Consider the following 20,694-nt stretch of genomic DNA (forward strand, 5'->3'; position numbering starts at 1 on the left):
CACGGGAGGTGTCGCGGTCAGAGCTCGGCGACCCGGCCGCGGTCGACCGCGACCCGACGGGTGACCGCGACCGCCTCGAGCATGCGGCGGTCGTGGGTGACCAGCAGCAGCGTGCCCGGGTAGGCGGCCAGCGCCGACTCCAGCTGCTCGATGGCCGGCAGGTCGAGGTGGTTGGTCGGCTCGTCGAGCACGAGCACGTTCACCCCGCGCGCCTGCAGCAGCGCCAGCGCCGCGCGGGTGCGCTCGCCCGGGGACAGCGACGTCGCCGGGCGCAGCACGTGCTCGGCGGTGAGGCCGAACTTGGCCAGCAGGGTGCGTACCTCGGCGGTGGGCCAGTCGGGCACCTCGGCGGCGAACGCCTCCAGCAGCCGCCGCTCCCCCACGAACAGCCCGCGCGCCTGGTCGACCTCGCCGAGCCGCACCGCCGGCCCGAGGCTCGCCGTCCCCTCGTCCAGCGGCACCCTCCCCAGCAGCGCCCGCAGCAGCGTCGTCTTGCCCGACCCGTTGGGCCCGGTGATGGCCACCCGGTCGCCCCAGTCGACCTGCAGGGACACCGGCCCGAGGGTGAAGTCCCCCCGGCGGACGACGGCCTCGCGCAGCGTGGCGACGACGGCGCCGGCCCGCGGCGCGGCGGCGATCGTCATCCGCAGCTCCCACTCCTTGCGGGGCTCCTCGACCACCTCCAGCCGCTCGATCCGCCGCTCGGTCTGCTTGGCCTTGGCGCCCTGCTTCTCCGCGGTCGCCCGGTTGTGCGCCTTGATGAACTTGTCGGGGTCCTTCTGCTTCTTGACCGCGTCGCGCACGCCCTTGGCCAGCCAGTTGCGCTGCATCCGGGCGCGGGCCTCGAGGTCGGCCTTCGTCCCGGCGTACTCCTCGTACTCCTCGCGGGCGTGCCGGCGGGCCACCTCGCGCTCCACGAGGTAGCTCTCGTAGCCGCCGTCGTGCACCCGCACCAGCTGCTGGGCGAGGTCGAGCTCGACGACGCGGGTCACCGTGCGGGCGAGGAACTCCCGGTCGTGGCTGACCAGCACGATGCCCGAGCGGTTGCCGGTGACGAAGGCCTCCAGCTGCTCGAGGCCGGCGAGGTCCAGGTCGTTGGTCGGCTCGTCGAGCAGCAGCAGGTCGTGGCGGGACAGCAGCAGCGCCGCCAGCCCGACCCGGGCCGCCTGGCCGCCGGAGAGCCCGGCCACCGCGGCGTCCGGCTCGACGCCGGGCGCCACCTCGGCCAGCACCTGCTCCAGGCGCTCGTCGAGGTCGGCGCCGCCGAGGGCCAGCCACCGCTCCAGCGCCTCCCCGTAGGCGTCGTCGGCGCCGGGCGCCCCGGCCGCCAGGTCGGCGGTGGCGGCGTCGAGCGCGGCCTGCGCGGCGGTGACGCCGGTGCGCCGGGCCAGCGCGGCGGCGACGGTCTCGCCCGCGCGGCGCTCGTGCTCCTGCGGCAGGTGCCCGACGGTCGCCGTCGGCGGGCTGAGGGTGATCGAGCCGGACTCGGCCGGCAGCTCACCGGCGAGGGTGCGCAGCAGCGTGGACTTGCCGGCGCCGTTCACGCCGACCAGGCCGACGACGTCACCGGGGGCGACGACGAGGTCGAGGTCGGCGAACAGCACGCGGGCGCCGTGGCCGGCGGCCAGGCCGCGCGCGACGAGGGTGGCACTCATGGAGGGGCTCCCGGGAGGACGGACCGGTGGGTGCGACGTCGTCCGGGCTCACAGCACGGGCCCACGGTAGCGCGCGGCCGGCTCAGCCGTCGCCCGGGTTCCCGTCCGGCCCGCCCGCGTCGCCCGCCTCGGGCTCGGCGAGGACGTCGTCGGCCATCTCGTCGAGCATCTGCTCGAGGGCGGCGTCGGCCGCCTCCGGCGGGCGGCGGCGCACCTGCCAGGGCTGCAGGTCGTCGTAGCCGCGCACCGAGACCCGGCGCAGCGGCCGCACCCGGTAACCCGGCAGACCGCGCAGCCGGCCGGCGAGCGCCCGGTCGACCAGCACCGTCCCGGGGCGGGCCAGCGAGCACAGTCGGCTGGCCAGGTTCACCACCGGGGAGTAGACGTCGCCCAGCCGGGTCAGCACCACGCCGTGCGCGGCCCCCACGCGCAGCTGCGGGCGGTCCTCGTCGTCCCAGACGTCGGGCAGCGTCAGCCCGATCTCGACGGCGTCCACGGCGGAGGCGGCGGTGTAGAGGACGCCGTCGCCGACGGTCTTGACCACCCGGCCGTGGGAGCGGGCGATGACCTCGGTGACGGTGGCCTCGAACGCCTCGACCATGGCGCCGAGCTCGCGGCCGTCCATGCCGCGGGAGCGGGAGGTGTAGCCGACCAGGTCGGCGAAGCCCACGGCGAGCTCCCGGCGGTCGCCCGGGCCGTCGGAGGACAGCAGCCGGTCGACGTTGGCGGCCAGGTGCCGGCGCCACACGTAGTCCTGGGTGCGCGACAGCAGCGGCAGGAGCGTCTCGGCGGCGGCGACGGCGTCGACCCGGCCGTGCTCGCGGGCCTGCCGGGTGAGGACCTCGGCGAGCATGTCGGTCTGCCAGTCGGCCAGCCGGGACAGCGCCTGCGCGGTGGCCCGGGCGATCGAGGCCTCGGTGTCGAGGTCGACGAAGCCGGAGTCGATCAGCGCCGAGAGGGTGGCCAGCGCGCCGACGTCGGCGAGGGTGAAGGCGGGGTCGTCGTCGGCGACGTCGGGGAAGCCGAGCGCCCGCCAGAGCCGCTGGGTGCGCTCCGGGGCCATGCCCGCGGCCGCGGCCACCTCGTGCCGGGTCAGCCGGCGCGGCCCGCCGAGCAGCAGCCGCTCGAGGGCGTCGCGGACGTCCGCGCGCGGGTCGGGACCGGCGGGGTCCGGTCCGTCGGGGTCCACGGCACTCCGCCCAGGGGTCAGTCCGTCGCGGGGACGACGATCGTCCGGGAGCCGCTCACGTCGCGCACTGTAGTGACCGCCGTCGCAGCCGTCCCCGCGCTCCCCCGGCCGGCTCCCGACGCAGCGGAGGCGGCCGGCGACGCGCGGGGCCGGACCTCCCGCCCGCCGGACCGGGTGCGCCAGGATGGGTGCCGCACGGGGGTGCACACGAGGGGGACACGTCATCGCGACGACGGCCAGCGGCCGGCCCCGGCACCGGCCCGTGCGGGTCGAGGTGTCGGGCCTGACCAAGAGCTTCGGCACCGTGCAGGCGGTCACCGACCTGGGCTTCACCGTGGAGCCGGGCTCGGTGACCGGCTTCCTGGGTCCCAACGGGGCCGGCAAGACCACGACGCTGCGCATGGTGCTCGGGCTGATCACCCCCGACGCCGGCAGCGCCACCTTCGACGGCGTCCCGTACGCGGCGCTGCCCGACCCGGTGGGCACCGTCGGCGCGGTGCTCGAGACCGCCTTCCACCCGGCCCGCTCCGGCCGCGACCACCTGCGGGTGTACTGCCGGGCCGCCGGGCTGCCGGTGTCGCGGGCCGACGAGGTGCTCACCGCCGTCGGCCTGGCCGCGGCCGGCCGGCGCCGGGCGGGCGGCTACTCCCTGGGCATGCGCCAGCGCCTGGCCCTGGCCACGGCGCTGCTCGGCGACCCGCCGGTGCTGGTGCTCGACGAGCCGGCCAACGGCCTGGACCCCGAGGGCATCCTCTGGCTGCGCGGCTTCCTCCGGCACCTGGCCCACGAGGAGGGCCGCACGGTGCTCGTCTCCAGCCACCTGCTGTCGGAGATGGAGCAGACCGCCGACCGGGTGGTCATCGTCGGCGCCGGCCGGCTGGTGCGGCAGGGCTCGATCACCGAGCTGCGCTCGGGCGCCCAGGGCGCCGGGGTCGTGCTCGCCCGCAGCCCCGACGCGGACCGCCTGGCCGCCGTGCTCGCCGACGCGGGCCTGGGGGCCGACCGCGGCGGGGACGGCCTGGTCACCGTGACCGGCGCGACGCCGGCCGAGGTGGGCGCCCGCGCCTTCTCCGCCGGCATCGAGCTGCACGAGCTGCGCGCCGAGACCACCGGCCTGGAGGACCTCTACTTCCGGCTCACCGCCGGGCAGGAGCAGTTCGCCGCCACCTCACCCGCCCCGACGCCCACCCCGACCCCCGAGGGAGCCGCCCGGTGACCGCTCTCGTCCGCGCCGAGTGGACCAAGCTGCTCACCACCCGGGTCTGGATCGGCCTGGTCGCCGGTGCCTGCGTCCTGGCCGGCGGCTTCGCCGCCCTGTTCACCGGCCTCGCCGGCGCCGAGCCGGACGGCGGCCAGCCCGGCCTGCCGGCGGTGGGCACGCCGCAGTACGAGGAGGTCGTCTTCTCGGTGGCCGCGAACGCCAGCGTGCTGCTGTTGATCCTCGGGATCATCGGGATGACGCAGGAGTACCGGCACCGCACGGCGACGCCGACCTTCCTCGCCACGCCGCGTCGCGGCCGGGTGGTCGCCGCCAAGCTCGTCGCCTACGCGCTGGCGGCCGTTCCGGTCGCGCTGCTCGTGCTCGCCGTCGACGTCGTGGTCGTGCTGGTCTACGCGGGCGCGCGCGGAGCGGCCCCCTCGCTCGACGCCGACAACCTGCAGACCCTGGGCGCCGCGGGCCTGGTGCTGGTCGTCTTCGCCGTCATCGGCGTCGGCGTGGGGGCGCTGCTGCGCAACCAGGTCGGGGCCATCGTCGGCGCGCTGGTCTACCTCTACGTGGTCGAGCCGATCGTGTCCTCCATCGGCGCGCTGCAGCCGGCCTACAAGTGGCTGCCCGGCGGCGCGGTGCAGGCGGTCACCTCCGACTTCCAGGCCCCCGACCTCCTGGAGCCGTGGCAGGGCGCCCTGTTGCTGCTCGGCTACGGTCTGCTCACGGCTCTCCTCGGGACGCTCCTCGCCGTCCGCCGCGACGTCGTCTGAGGACGCCGAGCACCTGCACCCGACGACGGGGGACCCGGATGACGACCCGCATGACCGTGCCGCGCCTGGGCCGGCTGGTGCGCGACGGGGACGTGGGCGCCGTGCGCAGCGCGGTCGCCGACACCCCGCGACTGCTCGCCGGCACCGTCGAGCACGGCGGGGAGGACGGCTGGACGCCGCTGCACCTGGCGGTGGCCGCGGGCCGGGAGGACGTGGTCCGCGAGCTGGTGGCGGCCGGCGCCGACCTGTGCGCGCGGACCGAGTCGGGGCGCACACCGCTGCACGTGGCGATCGAGCACGCCCCGGAGTTGGCCGGGGTGCTGCGCGAGCTGGGCGCCCCGGTCGACGCGCCGGCCGCCGCGCACCTCGACGACGCCGGCCAGCTGGCCCGCGAGCTCGACGCCGGTGCGCCGCTCACCGACCCGGGCACCGGCCTGGACCTGCTGACGGTGGCCGCGGCCGGCGGCGCGGCGGGCACGCTGCGGCTGCTGCTCGACCGCGGCGCCGACCCCGACGGCGGCGCGCTGCACGCCGCCGCGGCCGGCCGCCACGCCGAGCTGGTGCGGGCGCTGCTGGAGGCGGGCGCCGGCGTCGACCGGCGCGACGCCGATACCGGCCGCACCCCGCTGCACACCGCCGTCGCCGCCGGCGACGCGCCCGAGGTGGTGCGCGTCCTGCTGGCCGCCGGCGCCGACGTCAACGCCACCACCAACGACGGGGCCAGCCCCCTGGACATCAGCCGGGTCGCCGCGGCCCGCCACCGGCGCGACGACGCAGGTGGGGCCGGTGCCCGCGACGCCCTCGTCGACCTCCTCGTGGCCTCCGGCGCCACCGACTGACCCCCGTGCCGGGAGGGTCCACGACCCACCGGCAGGGCCCGCTCTCCGCACGATGGGCGCTGCTGGCGGGCGTAGACTCCGACCCCGGTCCAGAGACGCCCACCGACGACGACGAAGAAGGCACTCGACCCGTGTCACGCGACAACGCACCCCGGCCGTCCTCCACCGCCTCCTCGTCCGCGGTGGCCGGATTCGGCACCAACGAGTGGCTGGTCGAGGAGATGTACCAGCAGTTCCTCGCCGACCCGTCCAGCGTGGACCAGGCCTGGCACGAGTTCTTCGCCGACTACCGGCCCGGCAGTCCGGTCGCCGCCAGCGACGACCGCGAGGCCGCGCCCGCGCCGGCTGCCCCGGCCCCCTCGGCTCCCGCCTCCTCGGGCAACGGCGCCCCTGCCGCCCCGCAGCCCGCCCGGCCGGCACCGGCCGCCTCCCCCGAGCGCCCGGCGGCCGCCGACGCGGAGGGCTCGGCCACCCGGCCCAGCAGCCCCGCCGTCGCCCCGGGCGCCCCCGAGCCCACGCCGCGGTCCACCCGCGTGCCCGAGCGCACCGAGGCCACCGTCGTCGACCGCGCGGCCGACCGCGCCGACCAGAAGGTCCCGGCCGCCCCGGCGGCGAGGCCGGAGCCCGCGCCGAAGCCCGCGCCGAAGCCCGCGTCGAAGCCCGCGGCCAAGGCCGACGCCCCGGCCGAGGGCCCGAAGCGGACGCCGCTGCGCGGGGCCGCGGCGAGCGTCGTCAAGAACATGAACGCCTCGCTCACCGTGCCCACGGCGACGAGCGTGCGGGCGGTCCCGGCCAAGCTCCTGGCCGACAACCGGATCGTCATCAACAACCACCTCAAGCGCTCGCGCGGCGGGAAGGTCTCGTTCACCCACCTGATCGGCTACGCGCTGGTCCGGGCCCTCGACGACTTCCCGAACATGAACGCCGCCTTCGCCGAGGTCGACGGCAAGCCGACCCTGGTGCAGCCCGAGCACGTCAACTTCGGCCTGGCCATCGACCTGCCCAAGTCCGACGGCTCCCGCTCGCTCGTCGTCGCCTCCATCAAGGGCGCCGAGACGATGGACTTCGCCCAGTTCTGGGGCGCCTACGAGGACGTCATCCGCCGCGCCCGCGCCGGCAAGCTGACCCTCGAGGACTTCTCCGGCACCACCATCAGCCTGACCAACCCCGGCACCATCGGCACCGTCCACTCGGTGCCGCGGCTGACCGCCGGCCAGGGCGCGATCATCGGCGTCGGGGCCATGGAGTACCCGGCCGAGTTCCAGGGGATGAGCCCCGAGGCGCTCACCGAGCTCGGCGTCTCCAAGATCATCACGCTGACCTCGACCTACGACCACCGGATCATCCAGGGTGCGGAGTCCGGCGACTTCCTGCGCCGGCTGCACCAGCTGCTGCTCGGCGAGGACGGCTTCTACGACGACGTCTTCCGGTCGCTGCGCCTGCCCTACGAGCCGGTGCGCTGGATGCCCGACGTGCGGGTCAGCCGCGAGGGGCAGATCGACAAGGAAGCCCGGGTCGTCGAGGTCATCGAGGCCTACCGGCGCAACGGCCACCTCATGGCCGACACCGACCCGCTGGAGTTCAAGGTCCGCAGCCACCCCGACCTGGACATCCTCCAGCACGGGCTCACGCTGTGGGACCTCGACCGCACCTTCCCCGTCGGCGGGTTCGTCGGCGAGAAGGTGATGCCGCTGCGCGACATCCTCGGCGTGCTGCGCAACTCCTACTGCCGCACCGTCGGCGTGGAGTACATGCACATCACCGACCCCGAGGAGCGCGAGTGGCTGCAGCAGCGCATCGAGCTCAAGGCCGAGCAGCCCGAGCGGGAGAAGCAGAAGCACATCCTCGGCCGGCTCAACGCCGCTGAGGCCTTCGAGACCTTCCTGCAGACCAAGTACGTCGGGCAGAAGCGGTTCAGCCTCGAGGGCGGGGAGTCGGTCATCCCGATCCTCGACGAGGTGCTCATCGCCGGCACCGACCACGGGCTCGACGAGGTCGCGATCGGCATGGCCCACCGCGGCCGGCTCAACGTGCTCGCCAACGTCCTCGGCAAGAGCTACGCCAAGATCTTCGGCGAGTTCGAGGGCAACATCGACCCCGGCACCGTCCAGGGCTCCGGCGACGTCAAGTACCACCTGGGCGCCGAGGGCACCTTCGAGAACCCGTTCAAGCCCGGGGCCGAGATCGCCGTCTCGCTGGCCAGCAACCCCTCGCACCTGGAGACGGTCAACCCCGTCCTGGAGGGCGTCGTGCGCGCCAAGCAGGACATGATCGACAAGGGCGAGCAGGGCTTCACCGTCCTGCCGGTCCTCATCCACGGCGACTCCGCGTTCGCCGGCCAGGGCGTGGTGGCCGAGACGCTCAACCTCTCCCAGCTGCGCGGCTACCGCACCGGCGGCACCGTGCACGTGGTCATCAACAACCAGGTCGGCTTCACGACGTCGCCGGCGGCCGCGCGCTCGAGCCTCTACTCGACCGACGTGGCGCGGATGGTCAACGCGCCGATCTTCCACGTCAACGGCGACGACCCCGAGGCCTGCGTGCGGGTGGCGCGGCTGGCCGTGGAGTACCGGCAGGCGTTCCGCAAGGACGTCGTCGTCGACCTGGTCTGCTACCGCCGCCGCGGGCACAACGAGGGCGACGACCCGTCGATGACCCAGCCGCTGATGTACGACATCATCGACCGCAAGCGCTCGGTCCGGAAGCTCTACACCGAGGCGCTGGTCGGCCGCGGCGACATCACGCTGCAGGAGGCCGAGGAGGCGCTCAAGGACTACCGCGGCCAGCTGGAGCGGGCCTTCGCCGAGACCCACGACGTCGACGAGACGCCCAAGCCGCAGCCGGTCATGGACCAGCCGGCCCAGCAGGCCACCCCGGTCGCCACCGCGATCAGCCCCGAGGTGATGAAGGCGATCGGCGACGCGCACGTGTCGCTGCCGCAGGACTTCAGCGCGCACCCGAAGCTCAAGCGGCTGCTCGAGCGGCGCGCGGCGATGGTCAGCGAGGGCGGCATCGACTGGGCGATGGGCGAGCTGCTGGCCTTCGGCTCGCTGCTCGTGCAGGGCGTGCCGGTGCGGCTGGCCGGCCAGGACTCCCGCCGCGGCACGTTCGTGCAGCGGCACGCGGTGCTCATCGACCGCGAGAGCGCCGCGGAGTACACGCCGCTGGCCAACCTGTCCGAGCAGCAGGCGAAGTTCTTCGTCTACGACTCGCTGCTCAGCGAGTACGCGGCGCTGGGCTTCGAGTACGGCTACTCGGTGGCCAACCCCCGGGCGCTGGTGCTGTGGGAGGCGCAGTTCGGCGACTTCGTCGACGGCGCCCAGATGGTCATCGACGAGTACATCAGCTCCGGCGAGGCCAAGTGGGGGCAGCGCTCGGGCGTCGTCCTGCTGCTGCCGCACGGGCTCGAGGGCCAGGGCCCCGACCACTCCAGCGGCCGGATCGAGCGGTTCCTGCAGCTGTCGGCGGAGAACAACATGACCGTCGCCAACTGCTCGACGCCGGGCAACTACTTCCACCTGCTGCGCCGCCAGGCGCTCTCCGACGTGCACCGGCCGCTGGTCGTGTTCACGCCGAAGTCGCTGCTGCGGGCCAAGGCGGCGGTCAGCCCGGTCGCGGACTTCACCGACGAGGGCTTCCGGCCGGTGCTCGGCGACCCGGGCGTGGGCGGCGAGCCGCTCGACGACTCGGCGGTGCGCCGGGTGCTGCTGTGCAGCGGCAAGGTCGCCTACGACCTGCTCGCGCAGCGCGAGGCGGAGGGCCGCGCCGACACCGCGGTCGTGCGCGTCGAGCAGCTGTACCCGCTGCCGGCCGAGGAGATCCGCCAGGCGGTCGGGCGCTACCCCGACTCCGCCGAGCTGGTCTGGGTGCAGGAGGAGCCGGCGAACATGGGCGCCTGGCAGTTCATGGCCTGCAACCTGCCCGAGCACCTCGACGGCCGGGCGCTGCGCCGCGTCAGCCGCCGGGCCTCGGCCAGCCCCGCCGTCGGCTCGGCCAAGGTGCACGAGACCGAGCAGCGGGAGCTGGTCGCGCAGGCCTTCGGGAGCTGACCGCCGGTGTACTTCACCGACCGCGGGCTGGAGGAGCTGGCCGACCGGCGGGGCGAGGAGCAGGTGACCCTCGCCTGGCTGGCCGACCAGCTCCAGGCCTTCGTCGACCAGCACCCGGACTTCGAGGTGCCGGTCGAGCGGCTGGCCACCTGGCTGGCGCGCGGCGGCACCGACGACGTCGACGACGTCGACGACGAGTGACCGCGATGATCAGGTGACCCGATCGTGCAGTGTCCTACCCGACCGTGGGACGTCGGGTAGGACGCTCGACGATCAGGTCACCTGATCGTCGCGCCGGTGCGCCTCCACCACGGGCGCCCGGCCGGACGGCACGCTGCGCAGGTGCTCGGTCACTCGCACGCCCTCTCCGGTCTCGCCGCGGGCGCGGCGACCCTCCCGTGGGCGCCCGTCGGCAACGGCGTCGGCCAGGTGGCCTGGGTGGCCGCCGCCGGCGGGTTCGCGATGCTGCCCGACCTCGACCACAGCGGCTCCACCGTCTCGGACATGTGGGGACCGCTCACCGACGTCCCCTCGGGCGCGATCGGGCGGCTCGCCGGCGGCCACCGCTGGGGCACCCACGACGCGCTGCTCGCCCCGGTCGCGTTCGGCGCCGTCGCGCTGGCCGCGGCGAACCTCTACTGGTCCAGCCTGCTGGTGATGGCGCTGGCCATCGGGCTGGCGCTGCGCGCGCTGCACTTCGTCATCCCCGGCCGCGCGGAGAACACCGTCGTCGGCAACCTGGTGCTCTCCTTCGGCGGCGCCTGGCTGCTGCTGGAGCACACCGCGCAGCCCACCTGGCTGCCGTGGGCGGTGGCGCTCGGCGTGCTCACCCACGTCGCGGGTGACCTGGTCACCACGCAGGGCGTGCCGGTGCCGGTGCTGTGGCTGCTCCGGCGCAAGCGGCTGGCGCTGACGCCGATGCGCACCGGGACGACGCTCGAGAAGGCCGTGCTGGCGCCGGTGTTCCTCGGCGTCGCCCTGTGGTTCTGCTATGCCAACACCGGCGCCCGGGCCGCGCTGGACCCCTACCTGCAGGCGCTGCGGGACCTCGGGTAGGCCGGTCTCAGGCGCGGGTCATCGTGGACGCGTACCCGCCGCCCGGCCACTGCCAGGCCCCCTCGTCGACGGTGCCGTCGGCGGTGGAGCGGCCCTCGAAGCGGGCCGGGGAGTCGGTCCCGCCGAACCAGATGGTGAGCAGGTCCCCCTCGAGCCGGTAGGTGTACTCGAGCAGCTCCCCGCGGGAGCCGAAGAAGTGGGACCGGAGCTCGCCGGTGTCCTCGTCCCAGCCGACGTACTCCACCCCGCGGTCGTGCTCGTCGCCGTGGCGCACGTCGACCTGCTGCGCGCCGTCCGGCGGTCACGCCGTGACGCGCTCCTCCCGAGCGCAGTCGCCGACGGCCGCGGCGACCGCGGTGGCCACCCGGCGGTCCAGCGGGCTGGGCACGATGTAGCCGGGCGCCAGGTCCTCGCCCACCACACCGGCGATGGCCTCGGCCGCCGCCTGCTTCATCGCCTCGGTGATGGCCGTGGCGCCGGCGTCGATGGCGCCGCGGAAGACGCCGGGGAAGGCCAGCACGTTGTTGATCTGGTTGGGCAGGTCGCTGCGGCCGGTGGCCACGACCGCCGCGTGCCGGGCAGCCATCTCCGGGTCGACCTCGGGCGTGGGGTTGGCCAGCGAGAACACGATGGCCTCGGGCGCCATGGCCGCGATCGCCGACTCCGGCACCGAGCCGCCGGACAGGCCCAGGTAGACGTCGGCGCCCTCGAGCGCCCCGGCCATCGTGCCGGCGTAGCCCGCGCGGTTGGTGTTGTCGGCGACCCACTGCTTGACCGGCGTCAGGTCCTCGCGGCCGGCGTGCACGACGCCCCGCGAGTCGGCGACGGCGAGCTCGCCGATCCCCGCCTCGAGCAGGATCTTCGCGCAGGCGATGCCGGCCGCACCGGCGCCGGAGACCACCACCCGCAGGTCGCCGAGCTCCCGGCCGGTGACCCGGGCGGCGTTGCGCAGCGCGGCGAGGACGACGATCGCCGTCCCGTGCTGGTCGTCGTGCATGACCGGGATGTCGAGCCGCTCGCGCAGCCGGTCCTCGATCTCGAAGCACCGCGGCGCGCTGATGTCCTCGAGGTTGATGCCGCCGAAGGAGGGGGCGATGGCCGCGACCGTCTCGACGATCTGGTCGACGTCGGTGGTCGAGAGCACGACCGGCACCGAGGACAGCCCGGCGAACTCGCTGAACAGGCAGGCCTTGCCCTCCATCACCGGCAGCGCCGCGGCCGGGCCGATGTCGCCCAGGCCGAGGACGGCGGTGCCGTCGGACACCACCGCCACCACCCGCGACGCCCAGGTGAACCGGCGCGCCAGGGCCGGCTCGGCGGCGATCGCGCTGGAGACGCGCGCCACCCCGGGGGTGTAGGTGAGCGCGAGGTCCTCCCGCGTCTCGATCCCCCGCAGCGGGCGGACTGCCAGCTTGCCGCCCTCGTGCACGGCGAACGCGGGGTCCTGCGTGAAGCGGTCGGCGGCCGGGTCCTGCGGGGTGCGGCCGTCCGGAGTGCCGGTCGAGCCCGTCTCTGCGCCCATGGACCCGAGAGGGTAGCCCGCCGCGCTCCGCGCCGTCCGGCTGCGGACGTCGACCCGGGGGTGGTTAGCGTGCCGCCCGTGGAGATCGCCCCGCTCGCCGTGCCGGACGGCTACGTGCTCGACCTGGTGGCGCACGGCGACGGGCGCGGCCGGTTCACCGAGTGGTACCGCGCCGACGTGCTCGCCGGGGCCACCGGCCGGTCGCTGCCGCTGGCGCAGGCCAACCACAGCGTCTCGGCCCGCGGGGTGCTCCGCGGCGTGCACTTCGCGCTCGTGCCTCCCGGTCAGGCCAAGTACGTGTACTGCCCGGCGGGCCGGGTGCTCGACGTGGTCGTCGACGTGCGGGTCGGCTCGCCGACCTTCGGCGTCTGCGACAGCGTCCTGCTCGACGCCGACCGGCCGCGCGCGGTGTTCCTCGCCGAGGGGCTCGGGCACGCCTTCCTCGCCCTGGAGGACCGGTCCTCGGTGACCTACCTGGTCTCCTCGGCCTGGTCCCCCGGACGCGAGTTCGGCGTCTCCCCGCTGGACCCCGACCTGGACCTGCCCTGGCCGGCCGACGTGGAGTTCGTGCTGTCGGACAAGGACCGTGCGGCGCCCACCCTCGCCGAGGCCCGCGAGCAGGGGCTGCTGCCCACCATGGCCGAGTGCGCCGCGCGGTACGCCCAGCTGCGGGACTAGCCGGGCAGGCCCGGTGGGCAGGGGCCCGGCGGCGGGGCCAGCCGGCCCGGCCGGGGCCGCAGCCGGGCGACGACGCGGCCGACGGCGACCGCGGGCCCGTAGGCGCGACTGTCGTCGGTGACGAGCGGGTTGTCCCCCACGACCCAGACCCGGCCGCCGTCGAGGGCCCGCTGCACCCGCTTGACCACCAGCAGCTCGGGCCGGGCCGGGAAGCGGGCCAGGACGACGTCGCCGGCGCGGGCCCGCCCGGCGGGCAGCCGGCGCACCAGCAGCCGGTCGCCGTCGCGCACCGTGGGCGACATGGACGGGCCGCTCACGCGGGCGAGCACCCACGCGCTGGCCAGAGGGGGCACCGGCTCCGGGGACGGTCGCTCGGACGTGTCGGACCTGATCACCGCGAGTAGGGTCGCAGACGACCAGATCCCGCGACACATGGAGGAAGAAGCATGCTGTTCAGCCGCGTGTTCTCCGCCGTGGAGGCCACCGCGCACTGCGACCTCCCCTGCGGTGTGTACGACCCGGCCCAGGCCCGCATCGAGGCGGAGTCGGTCAAGGCCATCCAGGAGAAGTACCAGGGCAGCGACGACGAGGTCTTCAAGATGCGCTGCGTGCTCATCAAGGAGCAGCGCTCCGACCTGGTCAAGCACCACCTCTGGGTGCTGTGGACCGACTACTTCAAGCCCCCGCACTTCGAGAAGTACCCGCAGCTGCACGAGCTGTTCAACAAGGCCACCAAGCAGGCCGGCGCGGCCGGCGGCAAGGGCAGCATGGACCCGGCCGAGGGTCAGAAGCTGCTCGACTACATCGCCGAGATCGACCGGATCTTCTGGGAGACCAAGGCCGCCGCGTAGGGCGGCTCCCCGGCACGACCGCAGCGGCCGGTGGACACCTGGTGTCCACCGGCCGCTGCCGTCCGCTCCCCGGCGACGGGTCCGGCCGCGCGACACGGTCCCCACCCCGACCACCCCGGACCGTGGGGACCCGATGGCCGTCCGGCTCGACCCGCGTCGGGGCCCTCCCGGCGGCCGGAACGGCCCACTGCGGACCGGTACCGTCTGACAGCGATGCGCATCGACCCTGCCGGGTGGCCCTTCGTCACCGGGCCGCTCGCACCCGCTGCCCTGCTCGCCGCCGCCGGGCGGTCCACCGGCCGCCGGGGTCTCCGCCGGGCCGCCTGGCCGTTCCTGGCCCTGTCGGCCTACATGCTGCTGTTCTTCCGCGACCCGGAGCGGCAGTGCGACCGCGAGCAGCCGCCCGACGACGTCGTCCTCTCCCCCGCCGACGGCGTGGTGATGGTCGCCGGTGAGCCGCAGGAGGGGGTGGCCCCCGAGCCGGCGCCCGAGGGCGGCTGGCAGCAGGTCAGCGTCTTCCTGTCCGTGGTCGACGTGCACGTCAACCGCTCGCCCTACCGGGGTGAGGTGGTGGAGAGCTCCTACCGGAGGGGCAGCTTCCTGGCCGCGTACCGCGCGGAGTCGGCGCACCGCAACGAGCGCAGCGAGCTGTGGCTGCGCGAGGACCACCCGGAGGGCGACCGCACGGTCGTCTTCCGGCAGCTGGTCGGCGTGCTGGCCCGCCGCATCGTCACCCGCACCGGGGTCGGCCGGCGGCTGGCCACCGGCGAGCGCTTCGGGCTGATGAAGTTCGGCTCGCGGATGGACGTCTTCCTCCCGGCCGGGTGCACCCTGACCGTGTCGAAGGGCCAGCGGGTGCGCGGCGGGGAGACCGTCATCGCCCGCTGGCCCGCCGCCGGCTGAGGAGCCCCGGTGCCCAGTTCCGCCTCCGGCGAGGGGCGGCCCGCCCCCACCCGGCGCACGGCCACGGTGGAGTTCGTCCGGGGGTCGGTGCGCGGCAGCCGCCGCCGCGCGCTGGCGACGCTGCCCAGCCTGTTCACGCTCGGCAACATGATGTGCGGCTTCGCCGCCATCCTGGTGTCCATCCGCGGCCAGTACACCCTCGCCGCGGTGCTGGTCGGCCTGTCGGTGCTCTTCGACATCACCGACGGCGCGGTCGCCCGGCTGGTCGGCGCGGTCAGCGGCTTCGGCCTGCAGTTCGACTCGCTGGCCGACCTGGTGTCCTTCGGCCTGGCCCCCGCGCTGCTGGCGTTCACCCTCTTCTCCGAGGGCCGCGACGAGTGGGACCCGCTGGGCTGGGTGGTGTGCTTCCTCTGGGTGGCCTGCGCCGCGATCCGGCTGGCCCGCTTCAACACCACCGTCGACCCGACCGCGGACAAGCGGTACTTCACCGGCATGCCCAGCCCCGGCGCGGCCGGGGTGGTGCTGGCCTCGGTGTTCGCCTTCGGCGACCAGATGCAGGGCCGCGACCGGCTGTGGGTGCTGCTCATCGTCGCCCTGCCGGCGCTGCTGATGGTCAGCACCGTCCGGTTCCGCTCGTTCCGCTCCCTGGTCAGCCCGAAGAGCGGGCGGCCCTACGGCCTCGTCGCCGCCGCGGTGGCGCTGGTGGTCGGGTTCGCCACCGTCCCGGTCGTCACCGGCTGCGTGCTGGCCTACGGCTACCTGTTCGCGCCGGTGCTGGTGCCCCTCGTCTCGCCGCTGGGCAGGCTGGTGCCCGAGCGGGTCCGGGAGGCGCTCACGTGACGGTCCGCCCGGTCGGGCCGGACGACGTCCCCGCGGTGGTGGGCCTGGTGCGCGAGCTCGCCGACTACGAGCGGGCCGTGCACGAGGTGCGGCTGACCGAGGAGCAGCTGCACACCGCGCTGTTCGGCGACTCCCCCGCGCTGTTCGGGCACGTGGCCCTCGGTCCCGACGGCGCCGTCGTCGGGACGGCGCTGTGGTTCCTCAGCTTCTCCACCTGGCGCGGCACCCACGGCATCCACCTCGAGGACCTCTACGTCCAGCCCGCGCACCGCGGCGGCGGCCTGGGCCGGGAGCTGCTGCGCACGCTCGCCGCCACCTGCGTCGAGCGCGGCTACGACCGGCTGGAGTGGTCGGTGCTCGACTGGAACGAGCCCTCGATCGCCTTCTACCGCGCCGCCGGCGCGGTCCCGGTGGACGGGTGGACGGTGTTCCGGCTGACCGACGACGCCCTGGCCGGTTTCGCCGCCGACCGGCGTGGTCGGGCAGGCTGAGCAGCCGTGACGACCGATCGCCGCGAGGCGGAGTGCTGGCTGACCGACATGGACGGCGTCCTGGTGCACGAGGGCCAGGCCCTCCCCGGCGCCGCGGAGTTCCTCGCCCGCCTGGTGGACACCGGGCGACGCTTCCTCGTGCTCACCAACAACTCGATCTTCACGCCGCGCGACCTCGCCGCCCGGCTGTCGCGCTCCGGGCTGCAGGTGCCCGAGCAGTCGATCTGGACGTCGGCGCTGGCGACGGCGGACTTCCTGTCCTCCCAGCTGCCCGGCGGCTCGGCCTACGTCATCGGCGAGGCCGGCCTGACCACGGCGCTGTACGAGGCCGGCTACACGCTCACCGACACCGAGCCCGACTACGTCGTCCTCGGCGAGACCCGCACCTACTCGTTCGAGGCGATCACCCGGGCCATCCGGCTCATCGGCGCGGGCGCCCGGTTCATCGCGACCAACCCCGACGTCACCGGGCCCTCGCCGGAGGGACCGCTGCCGGCGACCGGCTCGGTGGCCGCGATGATCACCGAGGCCACCGGCGCCAAGCCCTACTTCGTCGGCAAGCCCAACCCGATGATGTTCCGCAGCGCGATGAACCGGATCGAGGCGCACTCGGAGTCGACGGTGATGATCGGCGACCGGATGGACACCGACGTCGTCGCCGGCATCGAGGCGGGGCTGGACACGATCCTGGTGCTCACCGGGTCGACCACCGCGGCCGACGTCGCCCGCTTCCCGTTCCGGCCGGGCCGGGTGCTCGACTCGATCGCCGACGTCGTCGGGCTCGTCTAGCGGGCCGGTCCCGTCGTCCCCGAGAAGGCCAGCCGCGCCTCCGGGGTGGCGAGCAGGTACAGCTCGGCCACGGCCAGCACGATCAGCGGGACCCCCAGCAGCGGCTGCTGCCCGGGGAAGGCGGTGCTGTAGCCGAACAGGCCGAGCAGGACCTGCAGGACGACGACCGGCCCGCGCGCCCAGCCGGCGACCCGCCGCAGCCCGGCCGCGGCGACCGCGAGCGCGACGCCGAAGAACCCGACGTAGACCACCTCGGCCAGCGCCCGGCCCACGCTGTCGGGGTCGCTGGTCAGCGTCAGCCAGAGGACGACGAGCGCGGTGCCCAGCAGCAGCGCGGCCTCGACGGCGGCCACCAGCGCCGCCCGGCGGACGGCGACCGGCGCCTCGGGAGCGGGGGCGCGCGGCGGGCGGGCCGCGGGCTGCGCGACCCCGCCGAAGAGCCGCTCGGCCCTGCTCGGGCGGCGTGTCGCGTCCTCGTCCGTCACACCAGCGAGGCTACGCGTCACCGGTCACGGCACGCCCCGTCCGGCCGGTCCGGGCTCGTTAGCCTGGGCCCATGCGCGCGCTCGTGGTGGCCAACCCGGCGGCGACGACGACGACCGGCCGGGTGCGCGACGTCCTCGTGGGGGCCCTGGCCAGCGAGCTCAAGGTGGACCTCGCCGAGACCGGTCACCGCGGGCACGCCCGGGAGCTGGGCCGGCAGGCGCTCGACGAGGGGGTCGACGTCGTCGTCGCGCTCGGTGGGGACGGCACCGTCAACGAGGTGGTCAACGGGCTGCTCGCCGAGGGGCCGGGGGCGCACGTGCCCACGCTGGCCGTCGTCCCCGGCGGCTCGACCAACGTCTTCTCCCGCGCGCTGGGCCGCTCCCGCGACCCGGTCGAGGCCACCGGGGAGATCCTCGACGCGCTGCGCACGGGCCGGACCCGCCGGGTGTCGCTGGGGACCGCCAGCGCCCGCGGCACCAGCAGCACCCCGGTGCGCGAGGCCGACCCCGCGGTGGCCACCGTCGCCGCGACCGCGGACGCGGCGGCCGACCCGGGGTGGTCCGCGCCGCGCTGGTTCGTCTTCGCCGCCGGGATGGGCTTCGACGCCGACGTGATCTCCCGCGTCGAGGCGCAGCGGGCCCGCGGGCGCCGCTCCACCGGCGCGCTGTACGTCCGCGAGGCCACGCGCACCTTCGTGCTCGGCCGCGAGCGGCGCCGTCCGGCCATGACCCTGGCCCTGCCCGGCGAGGAGGACCTCGACGGCCTGTTCCTCTGCCTGGTCTCCAACGTCAGCCCGTGGACCTACCTGGGCGCCCGGCCGGTGAACCCCAGCCCCGAGGCCTCCTTCGACGCCGGCCTCGACGTGTTCGCGATGGGCCGGGTGGGCGTGCTGCGGATGCTGCACCACTCCCGGCAGGTGCTCGCCCGCCGTCCCGACGCCCGCGGCCGCGGCGTGCACCGCCGCCACGACCTGGCCGAGCTGACCCTGACGGCGTCGCGCCCGCAGGGCTGGCAGCTCGACGGCGACCACCTCGGGACGGCGACCGGGCTGCGGGTGCGGTCGGTGCCGGCCGCCCTCTCCGTCGTCGCCTGAGGACGTCGCCCCACCCGACGGCGCCGCTGCCCGCGCACCCCGACCTCGCCGTGTGGTGCCCGACCCCGGCGCACGGCGCGAGGTCGGGCACCACGGGGTGCGGGCGGCCCGCCCCGCGGGTCGACGGCGACACCGCCGCCGAGCGTGTGACCGGCGTCTACGCACGTCAGCGGGCCGGTGTCAACCACCCCGGTCGAGCCGAGTGGCGCCCTTAGCACGAGCGTGGTGAGCTTGCTCACGAGGGCTTTGAACAGGCCCCGCCTTCGCTTGACACGCGGTCCTCAGGTGAAAACATCGCGAGAGGAACGCAACCTGCCGGTAACAACACGGCGGGTGGTCGCCGGACTGAGACGCTGGGACACCGGTGTCGCCTGCGCGAGCGGCCCGACGTCAGCGCTCTGCAGCACGACCGTAGCCGACACCGAGGAGTACACCGACATGGACTGGCGCCACCGCGCGCTCTGCCGGGACGAGGACCCCGAGCTGTTCTTCCCCATCGGGACGACCGGCCCCGCCCTCGTGCAGATCGAGCAGGCCAAGGCGGTCTGCGGCCGCTGCTCGGTCGTCTCGTCCTGCCTGGACTGGGCCCTGAGCTCCGGCCAGGACTCCGGCGTGTGGGGCGGGCTGTCCGAGGACGAGCGACGCGCCCTCAAGCGCCGTCAGTCCCGCGCCCGCATCCGCGCCTGACCGACCAGCGCCCGGCCTGAGCCGGACCGCACGACGCCGAGAGGCCGGCGCCCCCGTGGGGGTGCCGGCCTCTCGGCGTTCCCGGTCAGCGGCGTGGTCGGCCGGCCCCGGGCAGGTCGAGCACGACCTCGGTGCCCGGGCGGCCGGGACCGGGCGGCTGCGCCGGCGTCGTCGTGTGCAGCGTCCCGCCCAGCTCGCTGGTCACCAGCGTGCGCACGATCTGCAGGCCCAGGCCGTCGCTGAGCGCCGGGTCGAACCCCTCGGGCAGCCCCTGGCCGTCGTCGCGCACCCGCACCACCAGGTCCTCGCCGTCGCGCTCGGCCACCAGCTCGATCGAGCCGGGCTGGCCGTCGGCCGGGAAGGCGTGCTCGGCGGCGTTGTGCAGCAGCTCGGTGACCGCCATGACCAGCGGGGTCGCGGTGGCCGCGGGCAGCTCGCCGAACGCCCCCACGCGGCGGGTGCGCGCCGCCGGGCCGATCGAGGTCAGGTCGCCCAGCATCGGCAGCACCTGGTCGAGCACGCCGTCGACGTCGACGACGTCCTCGCGGCTGCCGGCCAGCGTCTCGTGCACCACCGCGATCGAGGCCACCCGGCGCACCGACTCCTCCAGCGCGGCCCGCGCCGCCGGCTCGGTCATCCGCCGGGCCTGCAGCCGCAGCAGCGCCGCGACCGTCTGCAGGTTGTTCTTCACCCGGTGGTGGATCTCGCGGATGGTCGCGTCCTTGGTGAGCAGCGCCCGGTCGCGGCTGCGCAGGTCGGTGACGTCGCGGACGAGCACCAGCGCGCCCTCCTCGGCGCCCGGCGCCTGCAGCGGCAGCGCGCGCACCAGCAGCGTGGCGCTGCGGCCCTCGACGTCGGCGGGCTCGGGGAACCGCCCGGCCACCGCCGCCGAGATGTTCGCCGCGACCGCCTCCCCGGCCACCCCGTCGGCGGCCGCCGACCGCGTCACCCGCGCCAGGTCGGCGCCGGCCAGGTCACCGGTCACCCCCAGCCGCCGGAAGGCCGACAGCGCGTTGGGGCTGGCGTAGACGGCGCGGCCGGCGGCGTCCAGCCGCACCAGCCCGTCGCCCACCCGCGGGCTGAGCTCACCGTCGAGCAGCTTCTCCGGGGGGAAGGTGCCGGCCGAGACCATGAGGCAGAGGTCGGCGGCGATGTCGAGGTAGGTCAGCTCCAGCGTCGACGGCGACCGGGTCACGGCCAGGTTGGTGTCCTTGGCGAGCACCGCGACGACGACGCCGTCGTGCCGCACCGGGATGACCTCCCGCCGGCGCGGGCTGGCGCCCGACCAGTCCGGGTCCCCCTCGGTCACCGGCCGGCCCTCGCGGTGGGCCAGCCGGAACGGCTCCGCGTCGGGGCCGGCCACCTCGCTGCCCACGAGGTCCTCGGGCTGGCTGGTCGGCGCCGTCAGCGGCCGCACCTGGGCCACGCACCACCAGGCGCCGGTGCGCAGCGGCACCCACAGCGTGAGGTCGGCGAAGGCCAGGTCGGCCAGCAGCTGCCAGTCGGCCACCAGCCGCCGGGCGTGGTCGACCTGCGACGGCGCGGACGCCGAGCCGCGGTGCAGGCGTTCGGAGAGGGTGCTCATG

Annotated in this window: 21 protein-coding genes; 14 read left to right on the forward strand and 7 right to left on the reverse strand. The window is 75.3% G+C overall.

What is annotated here, in order from left to right; genetic code table 11:
• Positions 1–17: 17 nt before the first annotated feature.
• Both BLQ97_RS01110 and BLQ97_RS01115 read right to left on the reverse strand, forming a co-directional pair.
• A complete protein-coding gene (locus BLQ97_RS01110; protein WP_091362495.1) occupies positions 18–1,655 on the reverse strand; it encodes an ABC-F family ATP-binding cassette domain-containing protein in 1,638 nt (545 codons plus the stop codon).
• Positions 1,656–1,737: 82 nt separating this feature from the next.
• The gene (locus BLQ97_RS01115; RefSeq protein ID WP_245691700.1) at positions 1,738–2,844 is read right to left on the reverse strand and encodes an adenylate/guanylate cyclase domain-containing protein; all 1,107 of its coding nucleotides are present in this window, start codon (positions 2,842–2,844) and stop codon (positions 1,738–1,740) included.
• A 304-nt stretch (positions 2,845–3,148) separates the two neighbouring features.
• Between BLQ97_RS01115 and BLQ97_RS01120 the strand changes: the two genes are divergently transcribed.
• From BLQ97_RS01120 to BLQ97_RS01145, 6 genes are all read left to right on the forward strand, one after another.
• Positions 3,149–4,060 (forward strand): ATP-binding cassette domain-containing protein, encoded by a 912-nt coding sequence (locus tag BLQ97_RS01120; protein ID WP_217637044.1) that lies wholly within the window; start codon positions 3,149–3,151, stop codon positions 4,058–4,060.
• The gene (locus BLQ97_RS01125) at positions 4,057–4,824 is read left to right on the forward strand and encodes an ABC transporter permease (RefSeq protein WP_091362496.1); all 768 of its coding nucleotides are present in this window, start codon (positions 4,057–4,059) and stop codon (positions 4,822–4,824) included. The genes BLQ97_RS01120 and BLQ97_RS01125 overlap by 4 nt, the downstream gene beginning before the upstream one ends.
• A 50-nt stretch (positions 4,825–4,874) precedes the next feature.
• Complete coding sequence (locus BLQ97_RS01130; RefSeq protein WP_245691702.1) at positions 4,875–5,663, forward strand: ankyrin repeat domain-containing protein; 789 nt, start codon at positions 4,875–4,877, stop codon at positions 5,661–5,663.
• Positions 5,664–5,845: 182 nt separating this feature from the next.
• On the forward strand, positions 5,846–9,712 hold the full coding sequence (locus BLQ97_RS01135; RefSeq protein ID WP_245691703.1) for a multifunctional oxoglutarate decarboxylase/oxoglutarate dehydrogenase thiamine pyrophosphate-binding subunit/dihydrolipoyllysine-residue succinyltransferase subunit: 3,867 nt from the start codon (positions 5,846–5,848) through the stop codon (positions 9,710–9,712).
• Positions 9,713–9,718: 6 nt separating this feature from the next.
• Positions 9,719–9,913 carry a DUF6104 family protein gene (locus BLQ97_RS01140; RefSeq protein ID WP_091362499.1) on the forward strand — a complete coding sequence of 65 codons (195 nt, stop codon included), beginning with the start codon at positions 9,719–9,721 and terminating at the stop codon, positions 9,911–9,913.
• A gap of 141 nt (positions 9,914–10,054) precedes the next feature.
• Positions 10,055–10,768 (forward strand): metal-dependent hydrolase, encoded by a 714-nt coding sequence (locus BLQ97_RS01145; protein ID WP_091362500.1) that lies wholly within the window; start codon positions 10,055–10,057, stop codon positions 10,766–10,768.
• A 7-nt stretch (positions 10,769–10,775) separates the two neighbouring features.
• Here BLQ97_RS01145 and BLQ97_RS01150 read toward each other — a convergent pair whose 3' ends face one another.
• Both BLQ97_RS01150 and BLQ97_RS01155 read right to left on the reverse strand, forming a co-directional pair.
• Positions 10,776–11,042, reverse strand: a complete 267-nt coding sequence (locus tag BLQ97_RS01150; protein WP_091362501.1) for a hypothetical protein — start codon at positions 11,040–11,042, stop codon at positions 10,776–10,778.
• Between the two features lie 27 nt (positions 11,043–11,069).
• Positions 11,070–12,290, reverse strand: a complete 1,221-nt coding sequence (locus BLQ97_RS01155; RefSeq protein ID WP_091362502.1) for an NAD(P)-dependent malic enzyme — start codon at positions 12,288–12,290, stop codon at positions 11,070–11,072.
• Positions 12,291–12,368: 78 nt separating this feature from the next.
• On the opposite strand from BLQ97_RS01155, the gene BLQ97_RS01160 reads away from it, so the two are divergent.
• Complete coding sequence (locus BLQ97_RS01160) at positions 12,369–12,968, forward strand: dTDP-4-dehydrorhamnose 3,5-epimerase family protein (RefSeq protein WP_091362503.1); 600 nt, start codon at positions 12,369–12,371, stop codon at positions 12,966–12,968.
• Here BLQ97_RS01160 and BLQ97_RS01165 read toward each other — a convergent pair.
• Entirely contained in the window at positions 12,965–13,363 is a 399-nt protein-coding gene (locus tag BLQ97_RS01165; protein ID WP_281181350.1) for a S26 family signal peptidase, read from the reverse strand. The genes BLQ97_RS01160 and BLQ97_RS01165 overlap by 4 nt on opposite strands.
• Positions 13,364–13,414: 51 nt before the next feature.
• Between BLQ97_RS01165 and sodN the strand changes: the two genes are divergently transcribed.
• The 5 genes from sodN to BLQ97_RS01190 all read left to right on the forward strand — a co-directional run bounded on the left by sodN (position 13,415) and on the right by BLQ97_RS01190 (position 16,842).
• On the forward strand, positions 13,415–13,819 hold the full coding sequence (gene sodN / locus BLQ97_RS01170) for a superoxide dismutase, Ni (protein WP_091362505.1): 405 nt from the start codon (positions 13,415–13,417) through the stop codon (positions 13,817–13,819).
• A gap of 213 nt (positions 13,820–14,032) precedes the next feature.
• Positions 14,033–14,722, forward strand: a complete 690-nt coding sequence (locus tag BLQ97_RS01175) for a phosphatidylserine decarboxylase (protein WP_091362506.1) — start codon at positions 14,033–14,035, stop codon at positions 14,720–14,722.
• A 9-nt stretch (positions 14,723–14,731) separates the two neighbouring features.
• Positions 14,732–15,562, forward strand: a complete 831-nt coding sequence (pssA, locus tag BLQ97_RS01180; protein ID WP_091362507.1) for a CDP-diacylglycerol--serine O-phosphatidyltransferase — start codon at positions 14,732–14,734, stop codon at positions 15,560–15,562.
• Entirely contained in the window at positions 15,559–16,053 is a 495-nt protein-coding gene (locus tag BLQ97_RS01185) for a GNAT family N-acetyltransferase (RefSeq protein WP_091362508.1), read from the forward strand. The genes pssA and BLQ97_RS01185 overlap by 4 nt, the downstream gene beginning before the upstream one ends.
• 6 nt (positions 16,054–16,059) lie before the next feature.
• Positions 16,060–16,842 (forward strand): HAD-IIA family hydrolase, encoded by a 783-nt coding sequence (locus BLQ97_RS01190; RefSeq protein ID WP_217637004.1) that lies wholly within the window; start codon positions 16,060–16,062, stop codon positions 16,840–16,842.
• Here BLQ97_RS01190 and BLQ97_RS01195 read toward each other — a convergent pair.
• Positions 16,839–17,327, reverse strand: a complete 489-nt coding sequence (locus tag BLQ97_RS01195) for a hypothetical protein (protein ID WP_091362509.1) — start codon at positions 17,325–17,327, stop codon at positions 16,839–16,841. The genes BLQ97_RS01190 and BLQ97_RS01195 overlap by 4 nt on opposite strands.
• Positions 17,328–17,398: 71 nt before the next feature.
• Between BLQ97_RS01195 and BLQ97_RS01200 the strand changes: the two genes are divergently transcribed.
• Entirely contained in the window at positions 17,399–18,421 is a 1,023-nt protein-coding gene (locus tag BLQ97_RS01200; protein WP_091362510.1) for a diacylglycerol/lipid kinase family protein, read from the forward strand.
• A gap of 438 nt (positions 18,422–18,859) precedes the next feature.
• Positions 18,860–19,108 (forward strand): WhiB family transcriptional regulator, encoded by a 249-nt coding sequence (locus BLQ97_RS01205; RefSeq protein WP_091362511.1) that lies wholly within the window; start codon positions 18,860–18,862, stop codon positions 19,106–19,108.
• Positions 19,109–19,193: 85 nt separating this feature from the next.
• On the opposite strand, the gene BLQ97_RS01210 is transcribed toward BLQ97_RS01205, so the two are convergent.
• A complete protein-coding gene (locus tag BLQ97_RS01210) occupies positions 19,194–20,693 on the reverse strand; it encodes a sensor histidine kinase (RefSeq protein WP_091362512.1) in 1,500 nt (499 codons plus the stop codon).
• Position 20,694: the final 1 nt, after the last annotated feature.

The organism is Geodermatophilus telluris (genome assembly GCF_900102745.1).
Classification (GTDB): domain Bacteria; phylum Actinomycetota; class Actinomycetes; order Mycobacteriales; family Geodermatophilaceae; genus Geodermatophilus; species Geodermatophilus telluris.